25 protein-coding genes are annotated in these 20,904 nt (G+C 46.4%); 9 read left to right on the top strand and 16 right to left on the bottom strand.

What is annotated here, in order from left to right; genetic code table 11:
- The first annotated feature begins 407 nt into the window (after positions 1-407).
- Complete coding sequence (locus tag LVJ85_RS06525) at positions 408-710, top strand: hypothetical protein (RefSeq protein WP_244742759.1); 303 nt, start codon at positions 408-410, stop codon at positions 708-710.
- Positions 711-1,403: 693 nt separating this feature from the next.
- Here LVJ85_RS06525 and LVJ85_RS06520 read toward each other — a convergent pair.
- The 8 genes from LVJ85_RS06520 to LVJ85_RS06485 all read right to left on the bottom strand — a co-directional run bounded on the left by LVJ85_RS06520 (position 1,404) and on the right by LVJ85_RS06485 (position 7,323).
- The gene (locus LVJ85_RS06520) at positions 1,404-2,552 is read right to left on the bottom strand and encodes a zonular occludens toxin domain-containing protein (RefSeq protein WP_244742756.1); all 1,149 of its coding nucleotides are present in this window, start codon (positions 2,550-2,552) and stop codon (positions 1,404-1,406) included.
- A gap of 9 nt (positions 2,553-2,561) precedes the next feature.
- The gene (locus LVJ85_RS06515) at positions 2,562-2,858 is read right to left on the bottom strand and encodes a DUF2523 domain-containing protein (protein WP_244742752.1); all 297 of its coding nucleotides are present in this window, start codon (positions 2,856-2,858) and stop codon (positions 2,562-2,564) included.
- Positions 2,859-2,860: 2 nt separating this feature from the next.
- Positions 2,861-4,849 (bottom strand): IgG-binding virulence factor TspB family protein, encoded by a 1,989-nt coding sequence (locus LVJ85_RS06510; RefSeq protein ID WP_244742749.1) that lies wholly within the window; start codon positions 4,847-4,849, stop codon positions 2,861-2,863.
- A gap of 80 nt (positions 4,850-4,929) precedes the next feature.
- Positions 4,930-5,205: a hypothetical protein gene (locus LVJ85_RS06505; RefSeq protein ID WP_244742745.1), complete on the bottom strand. Its 276-nt coding sequence runs from the start codon at positions 5,203-5,205 to the stop codon at positions 4,930-4,932.
- A gap of 13 nt (positions 5,206-5,218) precedes the next feature.
- Positions 5,219-5,437, bottom strand: a complete 219-nt coding sequence (locus tag LVJ85_RS06500) for a major capsid protein (RefSeq protein WP_244742742.1) — start codon at positions 5,435-5,437, stop codon at positions 5,219-5,221.
- A gap of 62 nt (positions 5,438-5,499) precedes the next feature.
- On the bottom strand, positions 5,500-5,697 hold the full coding sequence (locus tag LVJ85_RS06495; protein ID WP_370686939.1) for a hypothetical protein: 198 nt from the start codon (positions 5,695-5,697) through the stop codon (positions 5,500-5,502).
- 3 nt (positions 5,698-5,700) lie between these two features.
- Positions 5,701-5,997: a hypothetical protein gene (locus tag LVJ85_RS06490; RefSeq protein WP_244742738.1), complete on the bottom strand. Its 297-nt coding sequence runs from the start codon at positions 5,995-5,997 to the stop codon at positions 5,701-5,703.
- A 54-nt stretch (positions 5,998-6,051) separates the two neighbouring features.
- Positions 6,052-7,323, bottom strand: a complete 1,272-nt coding sequence (locus LVJ85_RS06485) for a replication initiation factor domain-containing protein (RefSeq protein ID WP_244742735.1) — start codon at positions 7,321-7,323, stop codon at positions 6,052-6,054.
- A 226-nt stretch (positions 7,324-7,549) separates the two neighbouring features.
- On the opposite strand from LVJ85_RS06485, the gene LVJ85_RS06480 reads away from it, so the two are divergent.
- Positions 7,550-7,741: a hypothetical protein gene (locus LVJ85_RS06480; RefSeq protein WP_244742730.1), complete on the top strand. Its 192-nt coding sequence runs from the start codon at positions 7,550-7,552 to the stop codon at positions 7,739-7,741.
- A 121-nt stretch (positions 7,742-7,862) separates the two neighbouring features.
- On the opposite strand, the gene istB is transcribed toward LVJ85_RS06480, so the two are convergent.
- The 3 genes from istB to LVJ85_RS06465 all read right to left on the bottom strand — a co-directional run bounded on the left by istB (position 7,863) and on the right by LVJ85_RS06465 (position 10,574).
- Positions 7,863-8,591 (bottom strand): IS21-like element helper ATPase IstB, encoded by a 729-nt coding sequence (gene istB, locus LVJ85_RS06475; protein WP_370686940.1) that lies wholly within the window; start codon positions 8,589-8,591, stop codon positions 7,863-7,865.
- Entirely contained in the window at positions 8,578-10,110 is a 1,533-nt protein-coding gene (gene istA, locus LVJ85_RS06470; protein ID WP_182073206.1) for an IS21 family transposase, read from the bottom strand. The genes istB and istA overlap by 14 nt, the downstream gene beginning before the upstream one ends.
- Positions 10,111-10,202: 92 nt before the next feature.
- Positions 10,203-10,574, bottom strand: coding sequence for a hypothetical protein (locus LVJ85_RS06465; protein WP_244742733.1), 372 nt, complete (start codon positions 10,572-10,574; stop codon positions 10,203-10,205).
- Between the two features lie 226 nt (positions 10,575-10,800).
- Here LVJ85_RS06465 and LVJ85_RS06460 point away from each other — a divergent pair, with 226 nt between their 5' ends.
- The 3 genes from LVJ85_RS06460 to LVJ85_RS06450 all read left to right on the top strand — a co-directional run bounded on the left by LVJ85_RS06460 (position 10,801) and on the right by LVJ85_RS06450 (position 12,049).
- Positions 10,801-10,992: a hypothetical protein gene (locus LVJ85_RS06460; RefSeq protein WP_244742730.1), complete on the top strand. Its 192-nt coding sequence runs from the start codon at positions 10,801-10,803 to the stop codon at positions 10,990-10,992.
- A gap of 35 nt (positions 10,993-11,027) precedes the next feature.
- Entirely contained in the window at positions 11,028-11,612 is a 585-nt protein-coding gene (locus LVJ85_RS06455; protein ID WP_244742727.1) for a TonB family protein, read from the top strand.
- Between the two features lie 125 nt (positions 11,613-11,737).
- Positions 11,738-12,049, top strand: coding sequence for a hypothetical protein (locus LVJ85_RS06450; RefSeq protein WP_244742724.1), 312 nt, complete (start codon positions 11,738-11,740; stop codon positions 12,047-12,049).
- A gap of 124 nt (positions 12,050-12,173) precedes the next feature.
- On the opposite strand, the gene ubiE is transcribed toward LVJ85_RS06450, so the two are convergent.
- Both ubiE and LVJ85_RS06440 read right to left on the bottom strand, forming a co-directional pair.
- Positions 12,174-12,911, bottom strand: coding sequence for a bifunctional demethylmenaquinone methyltransferase/2-methoxy-6-polyprenyl-1,4-benzoquinol methylase UbiE (gene ubiE / locus LVJ85_RS06445; protein WP_085362643.1), 738 nt, complete (start codon positions 12,909-12,911; stop codon positions 12,174-12,176).
- 57 nt (positions 12,912-12,968) lie between these two features.
- Positions 12,969-13,325: a gamma-butyrobetaine hydroxylase-like domain-containing protein gene (locus LVJ85_RS06440; protein ID WP_244742720.1), complete on the bottom strand. Its 357-nt coding sequence runs from the start codon at positions 13,323-13,325 to the stop codon at positions 12,969-12,971.
- 139 nt (positions 13,326-13,464) lie between these two features.
- Between LVJ85_RS06440 and LVJ85_RS06435 the strand changes: the two genes are divergently transcribed.
- From LVJ85_RS06435 to LVJ85_RS06425, 3 genes are all read left to right on the top strand, one after another.
- The gene (locus tag LVJ85_RS06435) at positions 13,465-14,025 is read left to right on the top strand and encodes a hypothetical protein (RefSeq protein WP_244742716.1); all 561 of its coding nucleotides are present in this window, start codon (positions 13,465-13,467) and stop codon (positions 14,023-14,025) included.
- 144 nt (positions 14,026-14,169) lie between these two features.
- On the top strand, positions 14,170-15,117 hold the full coding sequence (trxB, locus tag LVJ85_RS06430; protein WP_244742713.1) for a thioredoxin-disulfide reductase: 948 nt from the start codon (positions 14,170-14,172) through the stop codon (positions 15,115-15,117).
- 67 nt (positions 15,118-15,184) lie between these two features.
- The gene (locus LVJ85_RS06425) at positions 15,185-15,676 is read left to right on the top strand and encodes a peptidylprolyl isomerase (protein ID WP_115133423.1); all 492 of its coding nucleotides are present in this window, start codon (positions 15,185-15,187) and stop codon (positions 15,674-15,676) included.
- Between the two features lie 105 nt (positions 15,677-15,781).
- On the opposite strand, the gene LVJ85_RS06420 is transcribed toward LVJ85_RS06425, so the two are convergent.
- The 3 genes from LVJ85_RS06420 to hisC form a co-directional block, all read right to left on the bottom strand.
- A complete protein-coding gene (locus LVJ85_RS06420) occupies positions 15,782-17,041 on the bottom strand; it encodes a glutamate-5-semialdehyde dehydrogenase (protein ID WP_244742709.1) in 1,260 nt (419 codons plus the stop codon).
- Positions 17,042-17,406: 365 nt separating this feature from the next.
- The gene (hisB, locus tag LVJ85_RS06415) at positions 17,407-18,354 is read right to left on the bottom strand and encodes an imidazoleglycerol-phosphate dehydratase HisB (RefSeq protein WP_244742706.1); all 948 of its coding nucleotides are present in this window, start codon (positions 18,352-18,354) and stop codon (positions 17,407-17,409) included.
- 76 nt (positions 18,355-18,430) lie between these two features.
- Positions 18,431-19,510 carry a histidinol-phosphate transaminase gene (hisC, locus tag LVJ85_RS06410; RefSeq protein WP_244742703.1) on the bottom strand — a complete coding sequence of 360 codons (1,080 nt, stop codon included), beginning with the start codon at positions 19,508-19,510 and terminating at the stop codon, positions 18,431-18,433.
- Positions 19,511-19,829: 319 nt separating this feature from the next.
- Between hisC and LVJ85_RS06405 the strand changes: the two genes are divergently transcribed.
- Positions 19,830-20,870 (top strand): endonuclease/exonuclease/phosphatase family protein, encoded by a 1,041-nt coding sequence (locus tag LVJ85_RS06405; protein WP_244742700.1) that lies wholly within the window; start codon positions 19,830-19,832, stop codon positions 20,868-20,870.
- Positions 20,871-20,904 lie beyond the last annotated feature (34 nt).

Here is a 20,904-nt window from a genome sequence, read left to right as displayed (position 1 = left end):
GCAAAAAAATTCAATTCTTAAAGACAAAAACGGTACGCCCGCATGTGACAATTTAAGAGAACTGAACCGATTGCAGAGAAATTTTGAAATAGGGCAGCGGGAAAGCAATTATAGGGCTGAGTGGCGAGAAGAACGGGACAGAAGGGCGCGGGAATACGAGAACCGAAACCCCAGAGCCATAAGGAACGGATACGGCGAGGGCTATAGATGGAATCCCCACGAAAGCAAGTACTGCCAACACGACTATGACGGATACCCCACGACATGCTATTAAAATAAAAAGATAACTAGCAAATGTACAATATTGCCCGAAATAGGGCGTACGCATAAAATAACCGCTCATTGTTTTATAAGCGGTTGTTTTTATTATGCAATCACACAGTCAATGGCTGGATATGTACAAAAAAATGGCTAGCATAAGCACCGACTACAAACTTGCACAAAAATGGCAAACCAGCAGCAGCCGCATCAGCCAAATCCGTAAAGGCCGTCTGAAATTGAGCTTTGCCGAATGCCTGATAATCGTGCAGACGCTGGAAATCGACCCGCTGGAAATCCTTGCTGCGCTGGCTTATCCGGCTGCAAAGGCACACGAAAAAGACTTGGTTAAAGATGTTTACTTTGATGCCTTAGTTAAGACGATAGGCGCACGCATGAGCATAGCGGCAACGGCCAACGGATACCGGCACGGCTGGCGGCGCAATAAGTAGCACATGATATTTCTCATAATAATAAGATTACGTTACTTTCTTCCCCAAACGTTACCTGAACTACCCGTTCCGCTGCACTTTTAACATCTTGCGACGCAATCGGACGGGTGTTTTATACGATTTAAAAATAAGCCCTAAATACCTGCAAGGGGGTATTCATAAAGATGCGGAAAAAAGCGATCCGCATCTTTACAAAGCTTCCCCCTTGCAGGTATTTAGGGCTTATTTTTGGACAATCGCAACCCCCGACCGACAGCGACGCAAGACCGATAAAAAAAACAGCTTCACTAGACCAACCCCCTTCCCTCAAGCTCAACAATCCCGATGAGAACGGGCAGAGTGCAGACGGGAAAATGTTAATGATTTTCATGGTCGAGCAAGCGGCCAAACAACTTAAATAACTGAAATAGAAAGGAAACGATATGATTTAATTTTAAACATTTGACAATCTGAAAAAGCAGGGCGGGGAATAGCAAAAAATCCCCGTTGGCGCGGGGATTTTTGGCATTGCCCGTCATCGTTTAACTTTGATGAAAGGCTTTAAAATGCAGTTTAAAATTCTCTGGTCAAAGGGAAAACTGCTTTTGATGGTCAACATTGACACGCGGATTATTTTAGCGGTCATCATGTTAATCAGTCAATAGCGAGACCCGCCAAATAAAGGCCGTCTGAAATTTCAGACGGCCTTTCTGCCTATCTAAATTGTTCGCCCGCTTCGACGTAGCCGTCATACATTAGATTTTGCTGCGATTTCCCGCCCATTACAAGGACTTCAGGCGCGGGGGAAGGGCTACCCCTTTCAACGCTTTCATACGGCCTATTTTGCGAGTTTTGGCGTTCATCTTTATATGGGTTGAACGGCAGACCATCTTTAACGTAGGTTTCACAGGTTTTCTTTTCAATCTCTTTTATGGCCGTTCCTTGATTCGTATAACAAGTACACCCGCTACTCCCACCCGAAATACAGGCGACTGGATATTCAAATGAACGAACCTGCCTTACAGCATCATATAACGGTTTGGATTCTGTTTTTCCTTTAATAGTAGGCTCAAACATCAACTCATTTAAGCTGTTTTTTTTCTGTTCTTCAGAAAGAGAAGAAATAACATTTTTTTTATCCGTCTGCACAGAAGAAAATTCAGATTCAACATAATCAGGCTGCCCAGAAACACCTTTTTTGTAAATATTATAGACAGAATAACCTTTCCATAAAACAACTGCCAAAACAAAAAACAAGGCATAGAAAGCAAGCGGAATATTTTTGGAAAAATCAACATGCTTGCTTGAAGACTTATAGTATTTAAAAGCTTCTTTAGGAGGCCGCCAAGAAGAAGACTGAACACCCGTTACAGAAGCAGGATTTTCAAGATTGGTTACAGCCTTATACCACCAATATTGCTTCATTCCTATGGGTTTACGCTCAAGGTGTATATGCTTTGAAACGAGATTGCGCAGATAAGGATCAATCATCATTGGATGCTGAGTCATTAAAATAAGCGTGAAACCCTCATGGCGAAGTTCCTTAAGCGTTTTGATATAAGGCGGAACTTCACGGCCTGAAGAACGGGTAGGGTAACAATAATCGCATTCGTCAACAATTAGGACAGAGCCAGTAGGAATCAGCTGATTTAAAGGTGCAGACTGTATCTGTTCTTCAGTCAACTCTTTTGCTTTAAATTTCTTTTTATCAAGGCCATCAACATGACAAAAATAAATAGGACGAAAAACTTGAGTGCCATCATCAAGCTTCATTTTAAAAAGGCCGTCCTCATTTTTAAGCATCATAGAAACAACTTTAGAAGTTTTACCCGTTCCCATATTCCCAGTGATTAAATAAATCATATAAATCCCCTATGACTGGCCCGGCAAAAAAGCCAACTTATTTAAAGCTTTCATAGAAACCCAAAACGAGAAAGCACCAAAAAGATAACCGATGCCTTCACCAAAACCGCCAATTAAAAGTAAATTAAGAATATCGGCCGGCATTTGTCTTATGGCATCTTCGACATAAGATTTAAACTTAGAAAGGGCAGCAACATAACCGACAAAAGAAATAATTGTCAGACCGAAAGCAACAATCAGACGGACAATCAGCATTTTTAAAAGAACCGCAAAAAGCGGAACCAACGGAGCTAAAAAAAACGGCATTTTTAATCCCTCAACGTACCAAAAACGATAGAAGCAGACATGACGATAAATCCGAGCAGAACAGCAAAACGAACTTCTTGCATGAATCTACACAACGGCTCATAACTAAACTCAACCGCACGACCAGCGACATGAAAAACTTTTGAAGGCGGACAAATACCACTAGAGGGAAGAAAACCATCAGGCGACCAACCTGAACCATCACCAACTTCTTTTGTAGGTATTGAAATATCATCAAAAAAGCCATCTTCGACGCCCTCCAACTGAGATTTAGAATCGCCGTCTTTGCCGTCTTTTCCCTTTCCCGTATTATGCCCATCAGCCTGCCCATGATCGGCGGAGGCGGCACCGTCATTCGCAGGCTCATTGCCGCTACCGCCCCCGCCTTCTTTATCAGCGGACAAAGCATCAATCCTATCTTTTAATTCATCAATCTTGCTTGATACATTTTCATTCATCTCTTCAATAGCATTGATAACGCCCAAAATCAGCTTTTCGATTCCCGACAAATCCTGATCATCGTCTTGCTCAGGCTTTTTGTCGTTATCATCGCCTTTAGAATCGCCTTTGCCTTTTCCTTGCCCGTTTCCATCTCCCGAACCTTGAGAATCGCCCGAACCGTTGCCAACCACCTGAGCACCGTTACCTTGACCGCTAGATTGACCACTAGATTGACCACTAGATTGGCCGCTAGATTGGCCGCTAGATTGGCCGCTAGATTGGCCGCTAGATTGACCGCTAGATTGGCCGCCAAGATTGCCCGAACCGGACTGCCCGCCTTGAGAGCTTGAGGACGGCTTGCCACCGCCCGAACCGCCAGCACTATCAGAACTGCCCGTAGACGAAACGCTAGGGCCTACCGCAGAAGAAATATCAGATGCTTTTTTTGTACAGATTACGGAAAAAGAACCCTTGCCCGTATCCTGTTTTAAAAATTTTGTGGATTGGCATTGAGCATCATCTGGATCGGTTTTGTCATAAATATCTTTTTCACCGCCAACAACATAAGAACAATAGAGGGTATATCTTGTTTTCTTACCTTTATACGTAGAAGGCAGATTCTCAGGAATACCGAGACTATTTATAAGTTGCTGATTAGCAGAACCATTAAAAAGCTGATTGCAATATTTATCGGTATAGCCACTTTTGTTTAAAAAAGGCACTTCACCATATCCAGTATCACCAGTTAAAGAATATTGAAAAACATGGCCTTTCCTATGACGTTCAGAACCACCCGAGCTTCCACCGCCCGAGCTTCCACCGCCCGAGCTTCCACCGCCCGAGCTTCCACCGCCCGAGCTTCCACCGCCCGAGCTGCCACCGCCTGAACTGCCACCGCCTGAGCTGCCACCGCCTGAGCTTCCACCGCCCGAGCTTCCACCGCCTGAACTGCCACCGCCTGAGCTGCCACCGCCTGAGCTTCCACCGCCCGAGCTTCCACCGCCCGAGCTTCCACCGCCTGAACTGCCACCGCCTGAGCTGCCACCGCCTGAGCTTCCACCGCCCGAGCTTCCACCGCCTGAACCTTGTTCTTCAAGCTTGCGTTTCTTTTCCTGTTCGGCCTTTTTGACCTGAATTTCACGAACCAGCCGCGCAAAATCGTTTTCTTCTTTTTCCAACCTTTCCCATTCTGCCTTACTAATTCCCGATATTGAAACATCATCAAGAACCATTGATTTTTCTGATTTTTCAGGCTTCTTGCCGCCAACATCAACAACTTTAAAACTTCCATCTTCTTTTGTTTTCGTTCTAAGATTTTGCGCTTTTTTGCCGTTTGAATCGGCATATTTCCAAACGCAAATATCGGTAAAAGGAACACACCATGATTGCTTTACGCAGTAGATGTTTCCATTACTGCCACGACCGCAGCCCTCAGTTTTGCCTTCAGAACCGCGAATTTCAGTAAACGTAAAACCACCTGCCGATTTAGCATATACGGCAGGCGAAAAAAAAGCAGTCGTTAAAGCTGCCAATAAAACCGTTCTTTTCATTCAATACCCCATTTAATTTTTAAACAGCAAAAAGCCAATAAAAACCGGAATTGACAGACCTAAAAAATAATAAAAATCCATCATGAAAATACCTTTTTTAAAATGCCCACAAAATAAACGGAAGCCATAACACCAAATAAAATCCAACCGATTTCAAGGCCACTTTTAAGATTGTCAACAGGATTGCACTCAGGCAAAGATGCTTTCAAAATCAGGCCGTTTAATTTCCAAGTATTTCCATCATATTCAGGTTTTAAAATTTCCCCATTCTGATTTATTTGAGGTACTACCAAGCTAAAATAAACATTCTCAGCTTGGCTTTGCTCAAGACACTTATTTCCGACTTGGTAGTACATTTAAAACACCTTATTAACGAATCAGACGCTTGACAATGGCAATAACAAATAAAGCAGCGAAAACGCCAACAACAAGCCAACCAGCTTCAAGGCCATCAGCTTTTGCACCTTCAATGGCTTGTTTAGCACCGTCAGGCAAAGCAGCCCAAGCCTGAGCTGCGAGAGCAAAAGGAGCAGCAAAAACGACAGCGGCTTTAGAACCGTATTTACGACCAATATTCATGATTTTCATGATTATTTCCTTTAAAAAAGTGATTAAGACGCTTTCAAAGGCAAGCGCCAAGCCCTTAAAAATTACATTTCAGTCAGGAAACCAAAGACTATAAAGTTACCGCCTATTTCTTCCAGCGCGGTTTCTATGGCTTCGTTTCTATCGAAGAAATAGCCCGCTTGGTTGATATACGGCGTATGACCCACATCACCCGTATCAGACGGGTATAGGAAATCCCCCGTTTCCCGTGACTGCACTACATAAACGCGGGTTATCGTCATGGTTTAGCCTTTATGTTGGGTTTTGGGCTGAAAGCCGATGATTTTGAGTTTCTGGCTTTTGCCGTTGGTAACGAGCTCGACATTCAAAACGGCATCAAAGGGAAACGACGCGCTTTTAAACTGTTCGAAATTGGCCGAGCCGCCGAAATCGTATTCTGTGGCCGAACTGCCTAAGGCGTTACCTTGGCTGGCATCCAAGGGGGTGGCGACGATAACGCGGCAGTAATCGAATGTTTTGCCGTCTATTTGGCCGTTAAAACGTTTTACGCCCATGATTTGGCCTTGAATTTGCATTTGCATGATGTTTTTCCTTAATTAAATACGCTGCACTTTCAGGCGGTAGCGTTTTGCCTTTTAAAACTGATGTGCATACCGGCTATATGCCCAATTGAGATAATCTTCATTGCGCTTGTCATCAATCATCTTGGTCAGCTTGCGTTTTTTCTCGAGTTCCAATTCAAGCAGCATTTGAGTAGATTCGCCTAAAACGGGTATATCGTTTTCCCGCTCGTGAATGGCGGGGGCAATGTTGAATTTGGCCGAATAGTTTTCCATGCTCAGACGTTTGGGCAGTAGGTCATGGGCGGGTTTGAACATGGCCAATATTTCCGAATCGTTTTTGTTCGGAAACATGGATATGGCTGCATTAATCGCGCGGCCAACTTGGTTTTTAGCTACTTCGATGCACCGTTCAAAAGTCAAATCAAGCACTTTTTTAACGGTTTCAATGCGTTGGGCTTTCTCTTGGAATTGCGAACAGATGGGGTATGCACCGCCGAAGTATTCGCCCGGGGCGGTCAGCACTTCAAACGGGATTACGATGTCTTTGGCTTTGAATTCGATTTCAAAGCGCACCCAGTTACTTTCTTTATCGCCAAGCTGTTTGCCTTTTTCGTAAACGCGGACGTATTTGGACGATTCGCGGGAGCCTACATAGTAGGTTTTGCCTTTGTTTTGGGGTTTGGCCACATCTTCCCAATCTGTGCCGACCGCTTCTCCAGATGGCATCATGTGATGATTGGTAAATTTGCCTGCAAAACGGTCGGCTTTTGCCTGTTCGGGCGTGTATTCCCCGTTGAAAAAGTCTTTGGCTATGTCGATACGGGTAATCTTCGGGCGGACGGCTTTTAAAATGAATTGGTATAAACGGGATTCCCAGCCGTCATCGGCTGCATTACAGCCGGTAGCCGTGAGTTCAACGAGCATAGTGTTATTTTGGCCGCCGAAGTGGACGCGGCCGTATTGGGCGTTATCCGTACCCATCAACCAGCATGAATCATAAAAACGACCGCCCGAATGTTTGGCTTTTTCGGTAATGCCGAAGCCGAAAATCTGATGTAGCTCCATTGATGCACGGATAACGAACTCATCATCTGAAACGAGCGGATAACCGGCCAGTAGTGAAAAGGTGTCTTCGTGAATTGAAAAGCTGATTTGGTCGATAAAAGCCGAATTGGCTTTACCGCGTCTTAGCGGTATTTCCAACAAACGGCCTTTTGAATCGGTCAGAAAGTGAGTGTATTTTTCAAACGCTTCCTGATCCACGCTTACGACCGCTTCCGTTTCTGCTCCCCCCCTGTTAGATAAGGGGGGCGCCATATCGGCAGCACGTTCATCGGTACTCATAGTTTGCGCCCGATTGAGCGGAGCCGAAGAGCTTTGACAATTTTCAACAAGCTGGAAATTTTTCATATTTACTTTTTTACAACACAGAAATAAAAATTAAGTTACATAGATACATGTAACATTTTTTAACCAATATATACATTGATACATGTAACGTCAAGAACAAGTTACTTGTAACAATATCTAATGTTGCGGAAAATCAAAAAACAGAAAGGAAAAATGACGTATGCAAACTTTGAGAATTAAAGAAGCCCAAGGAGAGATGCTTAGAAAACTAGCAATAGATATTAATAAAAAGCTTGTTCAACACGGCAAGCAGCCGCTTAAAGACAGTGAACTCGCTCACACGCTGCTTAATGAAGCACTTGAAAGGGCAATAGTTGATGAAAATGGTAATGTAACTATTAAAAATAAATAAGCTAAAAAATCAGAATCATAAAAAGGGGAAATTAAATGGGGACATTTCTCTCACTTGCAGTTCCAATATGTCAATTCCATTCCAAAACTGAGCCACAGTTGTGGTCTAAAATTGAGCCACCCTATGAGCGGTGTTTCATCCGGTAAGAATCATTGCCCGTCTCAAAAATATCACAGCAATAAGTCAGGCGGTCCAGTAAAGCACCCGTCATCTTTTCATCCATAAACAGTTTCACCCATTCGCTAAAGGCCAAATTGGTTGTCATGACAACACTCGTCCTTTCATGCAGTTGGCTCATCAGATGAAACAGCAGCGCACCGCCTTTCTGACTAAACGGCAGATACCCCAACTCATCAAGAATCAACAAATCGTACCGACATTGCTGCTCGGTCAGTTTCAGACGGCCTTCGTCTTTGTCTGCTTCCAATTTGTTGACCAAGTCCAGTACATTCCAAAAACGTACCCTAAATCCTTGTGTCGCCGCTTCGATACCCAATGCTGTGGCAATATGCGTTTTGCCCGTACCCGGTCCGCCTACCAACACCACATTACGCTTCTGTCTGATATAGTCCCCGCCCAAAAGCAGTTCCAATGCCGGACGGTGTATCAAACTCTGCTCAAAATCGAAGTCGGCCAAACTGCGGTGTTGCGGAAACCTTGCCTGGCTAATCCGGTTTTGGATACTCCTTGCGGTTTTGGCTATATGTTCGGCAGTCAACAACCGCTCCAGAATATCCAGCGTACCCCGTTTGCGACGGATGCCGTCCACTACGATTTCATCCCACTGCTCCGCCATCGCACCGAGTTTCAATTCTTTCAACAGTCCGGCCAGACGTTCATGCTGCATGATGCTTCTCCTTCATCGTATCCGTTTGTTTGCCCGACAGACTCAGTAAGCGGTCATAACGGCTGCAATCAACTGACGGCGGGACGGTAAGCGGGATGTCCCTAATATGGAAACGGGGTGGAGGCGGTTCTTTCAGACGGTTGATGATGTTCAAGACTGCCTCCGGAGTCGGCATACCTTCGTCCAATGCCAATTCCGCTGCCGTCAATGCCAAGTCGGCATCGTATTCGGCCATCAGGTTCAGCAGTTTGACCATTACCCGGTCTCCTTTGGGCTGCTTAAGCAAACAGGCTTTCAGACGCTCTATGACGGGCGGCAGTACCCAGCCGATAAAAGCCCTGCCGTCTCTTAACGCTCCGGGTTTCTTTTGCAGATAGGGCAAAAAATGCCAAGGGTTATAGCTGATGCCGTCTTTCACAAAGCTGCGCGGATGTTCGGCAATGCAGTCGGTATCGCTACAAAAGCGGACAGTCTGTGCGCCGATATAAACCCTAACCGTATTGCCCGCCCATTCGACCGGTACGCTGTAACGGTGGCGTTCGACGGTAACCAAAGATTGGTTGCTGACTTTGAGTATCTCCAAACGTTCTGCCGGATAGGGACGGAAAGCAGCCAACGAATGCTTCTCCCTTTCCCATATGTCGTTAACCGGCTGCCTGTATTCGGGATGTTTGTGCTGCCGCATCAGCCGCAGGCATTGCTGTTGCAGGTAGTCGTTGAGAGAGGTAAAGGAATCAAAAGCCAAAGTCGGCTTGAACAATCTTTCGCGCAGGTGGCGTATCTGCCGCTCGACCTGGCCTTTCTCCCAGCCGGAGGCCGGGGTACAGGCAACCGGTTCAATGAGAAAGTGGGTCATCATCTGTAAAAACTGTGCGTTAAACTCTCTCTCCTTGCCTTTGCCGATGCGGGTAACGGCGGTCTTCATATTGTCGTAGATACCGCGGGCAGGTACGCCGCCGAAGAAAGCGAATGCGCGGTTGTGCGCATCCATCAACATGTCGGCTTTCTGATTGGGATAAGCACAAACGAAAAAAGCCCTGCTGTGGCATAAGCGGAAATGAGCGATATTTACCTTAACGGTCTGTCCGGCCAAACAAACGGTTTCGATACTCCAGTCAAACTGATAAGCATCACCCGGAGCAAAAGCCTGAGCCATAAAGACCGGAACCGGCTTGGGTTGGTGCTGTTGGCGGAATTTGCGGATAAATACGGCAACGGCACTGTACTGTCCGGCATAACCGGCATCTTTGAGGCGTTCGAAATGTCGACGGGCAGAAAGGTGTTGCTGTTTGGGCAGCCGGGCTTCTTGGAGCAACTGTTGGGTCAACACGTCAAGAAAAGGACCGAGCTTGGGGTAATGGGTTTGTTCTCTGCGGTAGACGGGGGGTTCGACTGTGGCGTGCTGCAGATATTTGGCGACTGTATTGCGGGAGAGTTTGAGTTGTTTGGCGATTTCACGTTGTGAGAGTTTCTGTCGGTGAAAAAGCCGGTGCACTTTTGCGATGGTTTCCATGCATAACATCCAGGTTGGGCTCCGCTGTGTGATAGAGCGGAGCAGTTTATAACAAACGGAGAGTGGCTCACTTTTGGAGCACAACTCCCCGTTTCCCTGGCTCAGTTTTGCACGATATTTAACACATAAAAACGACCGCCCGAATGTTTGGCTTTTTCGGTAATGCCGAAGCCGAAAATCTGATGTAGCTCCATTGATGCACGGATAACGAACTCATCATCTGAAACGAGCGGATAACCGGCCAGTAGTGAAAAGGTGTCTTCGTGAATTGAAAAGCTGATTTGGTCGATAAAAGCCGAATTGGCTTTACCGCGTCTTAGCGGTATTTCCAACAAACGGCCTTTTGAATCGGTCAGAAAGTGAGTGTATTTTTCAAACGCTTCCTGATCCACGCTTACGACCGCTTCCGTTTCTGCTCCCCCCCTGTTAGATAAGGGGGGCGCCATATCGGCAGCACGTTCATCGGTACTCATAGTTTGCGCCCGATTGAGCGGAGCCGAAGAGCTTTGACAATTTTCAACAAGCTGGAAATTTTTCATATTTACTTTTTTACAACACAGAAATAAAAATTAAGTTACATAGATACATGTAACATTTTTTAACCAATATATACATTGATACATGTAACGTCAAGAACAAGTTACTTGTAACAATATCTAATGTTGCGGAAAATCAAAAAACAGAAAGGAAAAATGACGTATGCAAACTTTGAGAATTAAAGAAGCCCAAGGAGAGATGCTTAGAAAACTAGCAATAGATATTAATAAAAAGCTTGTTCAACACGGCAAGCAGCCGCTTAAAGACAGTGAACTCGCTCACACGCTGCTTAATGAAGCACTTGAAAGGGCAATAGTTGATGAAAATGGTAATGTAACTATTAAAAATAAATAAGCTAAAAAATCAGAATCATAAAAAGGGGAAATTAAATGGGGACATTTCTCTCACTTGCAGTTCCAATAAGCATTATTGGAACTGGAGTTGCTTTATTTATCATATGGGCAACAAAACCACGTTACACGGAGAATAATGAAAGCTACAAAAATCAATCACAAACTAGCCCTGCAATACTGGTAATAGGAAGCATAATTGCAATTTCATGTGCTTATTTGGCTTATAGCTCATACAGAGATAGGGCAGAAGCAGAGCAAATAGCAAAAGAGTTAGAAGAAACTGCAAAGAAAATAGAACAAGATACTGAAAAAGCATTAAAAAAAGCGCAAAGAAGGGCGCAAAGAGAGGAAGAAGCACGCAGAAATCGATTCACACCATCAAAACTAGAACATGAAATATCCATACCAAATCGATGCGGAATATCCGGAGTTGTAAAAGTTGAGGCAACAATAACGCGATACGGCAGACCTGAAAGCGTAAAACTGGCAAGAACAAGTGGTTATGAATGCTTGGATAGAGAAGCCCTAAAAGCCGTAGGAAGTGCCCAATTCATACCTGCAAAATTAGGATACGATACCGTACCTGAATTAAATTACATAGACATCACATTTACCAATTAAAGTACTTAGCAAATGTACAATATTGCCCGAAATAGGGCGCACGCATAAAATAACCGCTTATTGTTTTATAAGCGGTTGTTTTTATTATGCAATCACAAAATCAATGGCTGGATATGTACAAAAAAATGGCTAGCATAAGCACCGACTACAAACTTGCACAAAAATGGCAAACCAGCAGCAGCCGCATCAGCCAAATCCGTAAAGGCCGTCTGAAATTGAGCTTTGCCGAATGCCTGATAATCGCGCAAACGCTGGAAATCGACCCGATTGAAATCCTTGCTGCGCTAGCTTATCCGGCGGCAAAGGCACACGAAAAAGACTTGGTTAAAGATGTTTACTTTGATGCCTTAGTTAAGACGATAGGCGCACGCATGAGCATAGCGGCAACGGCCAACGGATACCGACACGGCTGGAGAAAAAAGCGATACAGGCGTTAGCATATGCTATTTCCCATAATATGAATTATGTTAAATTATAGATGTCAAAAACAAACAAGATTGCTTTCCGGTAATAAATACGAAACATCAGCAATCTTGCTTATTTATCATTTAACGCTGCTGCTTAGTATTTAATACCCTTATGCAGCGCCACCACTCCTGCAGTCATATTGTGATAATCGACATTATCAAATCCTGCATCCAACATCATTTGTTTAAGCGTTTCTTGATCAGGGTGCATGCGGATGGATTCTGCCAGGTATTGATAGCTGTCTGCGTCTTTTGCAATAACTTTACCCATCAGCGGCAAAAGTTTAAAAGAATACAAATCGTAAGCCGGCTCTAATGGTTTGAATACTTTGGAAAATTCCAATACCAATAAAGTGCCGCCGGGTTTTAATACGCGATACATTTCTTTAAGAGCGGCTTCTTTGTGCGTCATGTTGCGCAGGCCGAAAGCTACGGATACCAAGTTGAAATAATTATCCGGGAAAGGCAGTTTTTCGGCATCTGCCAACGATACGGGAAGAATGATACCTTCATTGAGCAAGCGGTCACGGCCTACTGAAAGCATGGATGAGTTGATGTCGGTGAGCCATACTTCGCCCTCTTGCCCTACTCTTTTTGCCCAACCGCGCGACAAATCACCTGTGCCTCCGGCAATGTCTAAAACTTTATCGCCTTTTTTCAAGCGTGCGGTGTTGATGGTAAAGTGCTTCCAAACGCGGTGTAATCCGCCGGACATGACGTCGTTCATAATGTCGTAATTTTTGGCTACGGAATGGAAAACCTCGGCTACTTTGCCGGCTTTTTCGCTTTCGTTAACGGTTTGGTAGCCGAAATGGGTTTTGTTGTCGCTCATGTTGTGGCTTTCTTTTCAGGAAAATCGGATCGGGAATTCTTAGGTGCGGTAAGTAGTTTAGGCTTGGCGCGAAGCACCCTGCTTCTCGATTTGGTGTAAGTATTCGGCCCACATTGTATCGTATTCGTGTGCCAATTTATATAAATAATCCCAGTCGTAGAGGCCGCTGTCGTGGCCGTCTGAAAAAGTGATTTTCAAAGCATAATGACCGGCGGGATATAAATCGGTAATCAAAACATCTGCTTTGCCGGTTTGCAGTATTGCTTGCCCCGGAGCATGCCCTCTCACTTCGGCACTGGGCGAATATACGCGCAAATATTCGGCAGGAAGTGCTTTTTCGATGCCTTGATAAACTAAGGTCAATACGTCGCGGTGATGATTGAGACGGATTTCTTGCGGGGCTGGATGTTTCATTGAAAGTGAGGATGATGAAAATAGGTTTTCGCTATTTTAGCAGCAAATGTTTCAGACGGCCTTGAATAAATCCTACCCTACCCTATATTATCAATCCGAGCATACTGCTTTCCCCTGTTTCTTTTAAAACGGAAAAAGAATGAAAAAAATCATTATCCTAACTATTACTTCGGCTTTTGCTTTGACCGCCTGTAAAGACGATACGCAAGCGAAATTGGAGCAACAGCAAAAGCAGATCGAGGCTTTACAACAGCAGTTGAGCCAACAAAATGCCCAACAAGACAATACGGTTTATGAGTTGACTGCCAGCGCGGTAAAAGACACGATTCCTGCCGAATTTTTGGCTAACGGCAACAACGGCGAACCGGTTACCGGCACCGACGGCCAACAATACATTTACGACCAAACCAGCGGCAGCTGGCTGCTTCAAAGTTTGGTAGGCGCGGCAGCCGGTGCGTTTATCGGCAATGCTTTGGCGAATAAGTTCCAAAAAGCCCGCGCGGATACCCCTGCCGTGCGCCGTGCTCAAGCGAATTATTACCAGTCGGCACAGGCTCAACAGCGTACCAGCCAGCAGTTGAACACGAAAACGGTTCCTGCACAAAACAAAGCTGCGCAGCCCAACTACCGTCAAACCAACAAAGCGCAACCCAATCACCGTGCGCCCGCGCGCAGAAGCGGTGGGTTCCGTCGCCGCTAACCATATAGAGGCCGTCTGAAAACTTTAAGCATGGTTTTCAGACGGCCTGAGCAATTAGTCCGCCCCTACTCTTTTATTCATGTTTACATGATAAAAATATAGGAAAACAAGCTGTTTCAATACATATTTTCTCAAGGAAACTCCATGAGTAAGCACCATAAACTGATTATTTTAGGCTCCGGCCCCGCTGGATACACGGCTGCGGTGTACGCCGCCCGCGCCAATCTGCAACCTGTAATCATCACCGGCATGGCTCAAGGCGGCCAGCTGATGACGACGACCGAAGTCGATAACTGGCCTGCTGATCCCGACGGCGTGCAAGGTCCTGAATTGATGGCCCGCTTTTTGGCACACGCCGAGCGTTTCGGTACCGAAATTATTTTCGACCACATCCACACCGTCGATTTGAAAAAACGCCCTTTCACGCTTACCGGCGATATGGGCGAATACACTTGCGACGCTTTGATTGTAGCCACAGGCGCATCGGCCAAATATCTCGGTATGCCGTTTGAAGAAAAATTTGCCGGAAAAGGCGTTTCCGCATGCGCAACGTGCGACGGATTCTTTTATAAACAACAAGATGTTGCCGTTGTCGGCGGCGGTAATACAGCCGTAGAAGAAGCCCTATATTTATCCAATATTGCCAACACCGTTACCTTGATTCACCGCCGCGACACTTTCCGCGCTGAAAAAATCATGGTGGATAAATTGATGCAGCGCGTAGAAGAAGGCAAAATCATTCTGAAACTGAACGCGGTTTTGGATGATATTACCGGCGACGATATGGGCGTAAGCGGCGCACGTTTGAAATACAACGACGGCAGCACCGAAGAGATTGAAGTAAAAGGCGTTTTCATTGCCATCGGCCACAAACCCAACACCGACATTTTCAAAGGCCAACTCGATATGGATGAAACCGGTTATCTCATCACCAAAGGCGGCAGCGCCGATAATGTGGGTGCAACCAATATCGAAGGCGTGTGGGCTGCCGGCGACGTGAAAGACCACACTTACCGCCAAGCCATTACCAGCGCGGCCTCCGGTTGCCAAGCGGCTTTGGACGCAGAACGCTGGCTCGACCGCCAACATTAAACACATCTGTAAGGCCGTCTGAACGGTTCAGACGGCCTCTACCGTTATCTATCAGAAAGGATTAACCATGATTAAATTACACACCAATTTCGGCGTTATCGGTATCGAACTCGACCACGAAAAAGCTCCGGTAACTGCGGCTAACTTCGAGCAATATGTTAAAGACGGTTTTTACGACGGCCTGATTTTCCACCGCGTTATCAAAGGCTTCATGATTCAAGGCGGCGGCATGGACGAAAACATGAATGAAAAAGAAGGCCGCGATCCGATTCAAAACGAAGCCCAAAACGGCTTGAAAAACGACAAATACACCATCGCCATGGCCCGCACGCAAGCGCCCCACTCTGCTTCTTCGCAGTTTTTCATCAATACGAAAGACAATACGTTCCTGAACCACACCGAACCAAGCCTGCACGGCTGGGGCTACGCCGTATTCGGCAAAGTGGTAGAAGGTACCGATGTGGTGGACGCTATTGAAAATGTAAAAACCAAGCGCCACGGCTATCACGATGATGTGCCGGTGGATGCGGTTGTGATTACCAAAGCGGAAATCGTGTAACGACTTGAAAGTTGTTAACCAACAGATATGATTCTGTAAAAAAACCAAGAGGCCGTCTGAAATTTCAGACGGCCTCTGTGCAATCATTAATACAGGTTTCAGGTTTTATGTACGAACCTGCCCGTTACCCAACACCACCCATTTCTGACTGGTCAAACCATACAGGCCGACGGGGCCGCGTACGTGGATTTTGTCGGTAGAAATACCGATTTCAGCGCCCAAGCCATATTCGAAGCCGTCTGCGAAACGGGTACTGGCATTGATCATGACGCTGGCGCTGTCCACCATACGCAAGAAGCGTTGGGCATCGGTATAAGACTCGGTTACGATGCTGTCGGTGTGATGGCTGCCGTGCGTATTGATGTGTGCAACTGCTTCGGCCATATCATTAACGATTTTTACCGATAAAATGGGCGCGAGGTATTCGGTGTCCCAATCTTCGTCTGTGGCTGCTTTAATGTTTGGCAACAAGGCCAAAGTGCGCCCGCAACCGCGTAATTCCACACCTTTTTGAGCATATTGTTCTGCCAGCAGCGGCAGAATTTCAGCGGCGCGCGCTTCGTGCACGAGCAAGGTTTCCATCGTATTACATGTGCCGTAGCGGGAAGTTTTGGCATTCACGGCAATGTCCACGGCTTTTTGCGTATCGGCTGCTTGATCAATGTAAACATGGCAAATGCCGTCTAGGTGTTTGATAACCGGCACCCTAGCCTCTGCGCTGATGCGCGCCACCAATGATTTACCGCCTCGGGGAATGATAACGTCAATCAAGCCGGGAATCTGCAACATGGCGCCGACGCTTTCTCTATCGGTATTTTCGATAAAGCGCACCGCTGCTACCGGCAAGTCATTCTCCGACAAGGCCTGAGAAATCAACTTGGCAATCGCCATATTGCTGTTGAAAGCTTCGCTACCTCCGCGCAATACGCAAGCATTGCCTGATTTCAAACACAGCGCCGCGGCATCAACGGTAACATTGGGGCGAGACTCGTAAATAATGCCGATCACACCTAAAGGCACACGCATTTTGCCTATTTGCAAGCCGTTTGGGCGGATGCGGAATTCATCCATTTCTCCCACCGGGTCGGGCAAAGCGGCAATCTGGCGCAAACCTTCGCACATGCTCTCTATTGTTTGAGGGCCAAGCTTCAAACGGTCTAGCAATGCGGAATCCAAGCCTTTTGCCTCGGCTTGTGCCATATCTTGGGCATTGGCGGCAATAATGGCGTCTTGATGGTGCTTCAATAATTCTGCCAAACGCAAAAGCGCTGAATTTTTTTGTGCGGTAGAAGCTTCTGCCAGCTCATAAAAAGCTTGTTTGGCGGAAGATGCGGTTTGTCGAACGTATTCTTGAATAGAGTGCATAATAACCAGCCGTGGTAACGGTTAAAGATAATGACTTACCGAACAACGCGGCGACCCTCGAAAAATTGCCTGCCGTATTGTTTTATTGGGTTCGGGTAATTCTAGCACAAAGTATGCGGTAGCAAGATTCGGCCATCATTTGATGTGACACATTGTTTTTCGCAGTTGCATGGGTTTGTTTTAGCCGAAACTTGCAAAGCTCGTTTTGGCGAAAACCGCTAGCGGGTTTTGGCGAAGCTCTCATTGCTCGCTTTAGCGAAACTCGCCAAGCTCGTTTTCAGACGGCCTCAACAAGAAATCAAAATCCCTCAAGCGCTTTTGCAAGCACTTGAGGGATTTGAACTTTTCAACATGAAATCAGCTTATCAAGCTGTGAGCGTACCTTTGGTAGAAGGCGTTTGACCTGCCATGCGTTCGTCAAACTCTACCGCCATACGCAAAGCGCGGCCGAATGCTTTGAATATGGTTTCCGCCTGATGGTGGGCGTTTTTGCCGCTCAGATTATCAATGTGCAGGGTAATCATGCTGTGGTTGATCAAGCCGGTGAAGAACTCACTGAACAAATCCACATCAAACTTGCCAATCCAAGCGCGGGTAAATTCAACGTTGTAAACCAAGCCCGGGCGGCCTGACAAGTCAATCACAACGCGGCTCAAAGCTTCGTCCAGCGGCACATAGGCATGACCATAACGGCGCACACCTGCTTTATCGCCCAATGCCTTTTTCAATGCCTGCCCTAAAGTAATACCGATATCTTCTACCGAATGGTGGTCGTCGATATGTACGTCGCCTTTGCAGGTAATGTCCATATCAATTATGCCGTGGCGGGCGATTTGCTCAAGCATGTGGTTGAGGAACGGCACACCTGTGTCGAGGCGGCTCTTGCCTGTGCCGTCGAGGTTAATGGCAACTGTAATCTGCGTTTCGTAAGTATTGCGGCTCACAATAGCAACGCGGCCTTCAGCTTGCTCAAAATCCAATACTGGCGCTAAAGCGTGTACATTTGCCGCTGCTTCGGCCTTGCTTTCTTCCAAACGTGCTGCGGCTTCTGCTTTTTTACGTTGTTCCATTTCAGGATCATGCTCGCGGTTCATCCAGCCTTTGCGCTTGCCCATGCCGTTTTCCAGCTTGGCCAGCAACGAGGGGCGGATACCTCTGCCGTTTTCATCATCGCTTTGCTGCTCCAAACGGCGTTTGATTTGCGACAAAGATGCAGAGTTATCATAACCGCAACGTCTTGCCAGCTCGGCCATGGAACCTGCTTCTTTAATTAAAAACTGTAAGTTTTGTAAGTGAAGTTGTGTCTTATTCATAAGTATCTCTCAAATAGATGTGGTTAGCTTTCAATAATAAATTTAGATTTATTTCAATAATGATGCCGTCTGAAAATTAGGCATAAAGTTTATGCATAACCGCCAATACGGCTTCGTTTTGTTCCGGCGCGCCTATGGTAATGCGCACGCATTGGTCTAGCAGCGGATGAACGCCATGCAGTTTTTTAATTAAAATTTTATTTTGCTTTAATGTTTCATAAAGCATTGCCGCATCGGGAACACGAACGGTAATAAAGTTGGCATCGCTGGGAAATGCTTTCAGACGGCCAAACTTTGAAAGCTCTGCAAACATGCGTTCCCGCTCTTGTTTTAATTGGGCCGTGATACGGTTGATTTGTTCCGCATGGCGTAAGGCAAATTTCGCCGTAGCCAAGCTCAGCTGGTTCATGTTGTAAGGCGGTACGATTTTGGCCAACTCGTCCATCACGGCGGCAGACCCCGAAGCATAGCCGATGCGCAAGCCGGCAAAGCCGATTTTGCTGATGGTACGCATCACCACAAGATTTTCTACGCTACCCGCTTGCGGCAGGAAACTGTCGCCGCTGAACGCGCCGTAAGCTTCGTCTACCACGACAATGCCTTGGGCCGCAGCGATAATCTGCTCCACTTCTTCACGTTTAAAGCACACACCCGCAGGGTTATTGGGGTAAGCAATAAAGGTTAAAGCGGGGTTATGCTGCTCGATGGCGTCCAACATAGCGGGAAGATTAAGCGTGAAATCTTCATTCAGCGCAACGCCTACATAATTCATGCCGTAAAGTGCTGCATTGTGCTTATACATCACAAAGCTTGGTTCGGGAGCCAATACCGACGCGCCCTTCTTTGCTACCAGCATGGTCAACAGCTGAATCAACTCGTCAGAACCGTTACCTAAAGCAATTTTGGCTTCGCCGGGAATATGAAAAGCGTTGCGCAAAGCTTCCTGCAAACCGCTGGTGGCGGGATTGGGATAAAGATGGATAGGGGCGTTTTTAATCAGCGACAGCCATTCATTAAGCAACGCATCGGAACCGGCAAAAGGATGATAAGGGCTTTCCATTGCATCCAGCTTGATAAAGCCTTCCGGCAGATCAGCAACTTGATATGCTGTTAACGATTGGATATCCGGCCGGATAAAATCAGACAAGGCTGTCATGTTAAATTTTCTCTTGTAACATTCATTAATTCAAACAGATAGAAGTATATTATCGGTATTTTTCGTTAATGTATTATAAGCTTCTATCAAAAAGTTAATTTTGCATGACATTATATTATCTTATACAAAATAATTCACTATTTTTTATTCAAAGTGTCGGTTTTTATCAATAGGAAAACGATACAACTGCGCACTTAAAACAAACCATGATAAAAATTAATTGCTTAACATCAGAATAGTATAGTTTTTTTAAACAAAACCGGCTTATTTTGATTTAGACTGTTTACTACACATTTATATCTATCGTCAGGAAACTGCCATGACCTACTATGCCGGACTCAAACGCATTCACGACCTTACCGCCCGCCACCGCACCATCGAAGGCCTGCAACGTCTGCGCAAAGCCTTGGCCGAGCAGATTCCCACACGCACCGTCTCCGACACTCTGCTGCTTGCCACATGGAACATCCGCGAGTTCGATTCCGGCAAATACGGCTACCGCAGCGAAGAAGCCTATTACTACATTGCCGAAATCCTCAACCATTTCGACCTTATTGCCATCCAAGAAGTGCGCGACGGCCTCTACCCGCTGCAACACCTGCAACGGCTGCTCGGCGACAACTGGCAGTTTCTCGTTACCGACGTAACCCTAGGCACGTCCGGCAACTCCGAGCGCATGGCCTATCTCTATGACCGCCGCAAAGTCAGCTTCACCGGTTTGGCCGCCGAACTCGTACTACCCAAAGACAAAAACGCTGAACAGGAACCCTTGCAGCTCGCCCGTTCACCCTATGTGGCAGGCTTCAAAGCAGGCTGGGCCTACCTTACCCTCGCCACCGTACACATCTACTACGGCAAAGGCGTGGCCGTCGATCCGCGCCGATTCGACGAAATCAAATCGTTCAGCCGCACCATCGCCAAACACGCCGCCAAACTCTCCGGCGCACCGCAATACCGGCCCGGTGCAGAAGTGAAGCCCGACAACCTCATCATGCTCGGCGACTTCAACATCTTCAACCGCAGCGACGTCACCATGCAGGCGATTACCGAAGCCGGATTCGTCGTTCCCGAAGAACTCAAAACCATCCCCGGCTCCAACGTCGCCAAAGACCGCCACTACGACCAAATCGCCTACTACAAACAGCTTGCCAAACTCAAGCCCACCGGACGCGCAGGCGTATTCGACTTCTTCGAACACGTTTACCGCTTGGAAGACGAGGCCGCCTACGCCCGAGAGCGCGAAATCAGACCCGGCCGCAGTTTTAAAGACTGGCGCACCTACCGTATGAGCGACCACCTGCCGATGTGGATTGAATTGGGAATAGACGACAGCGATACTTATCTAAACGAATTGAAATAAATCGAGAAGAGGCCGTCTGAAACGCTTTCAGACG

The organism is Neisseria sp. Dent CA1/247, from assembly GCF_022870825.1.
Classification (GTDB): domain Bacteria; phylum Pseudomonadota; class Gammaproteobacteria; order Burkholderiales; family Neisseriaceae; genus Neisseria; species Neisseria zoodegmatis.
The sequence above is the reverse complement of the archived record's forward strand: the minus strand, read 5'-3'. Positions and strand labels throughout refer to the sequence as shown.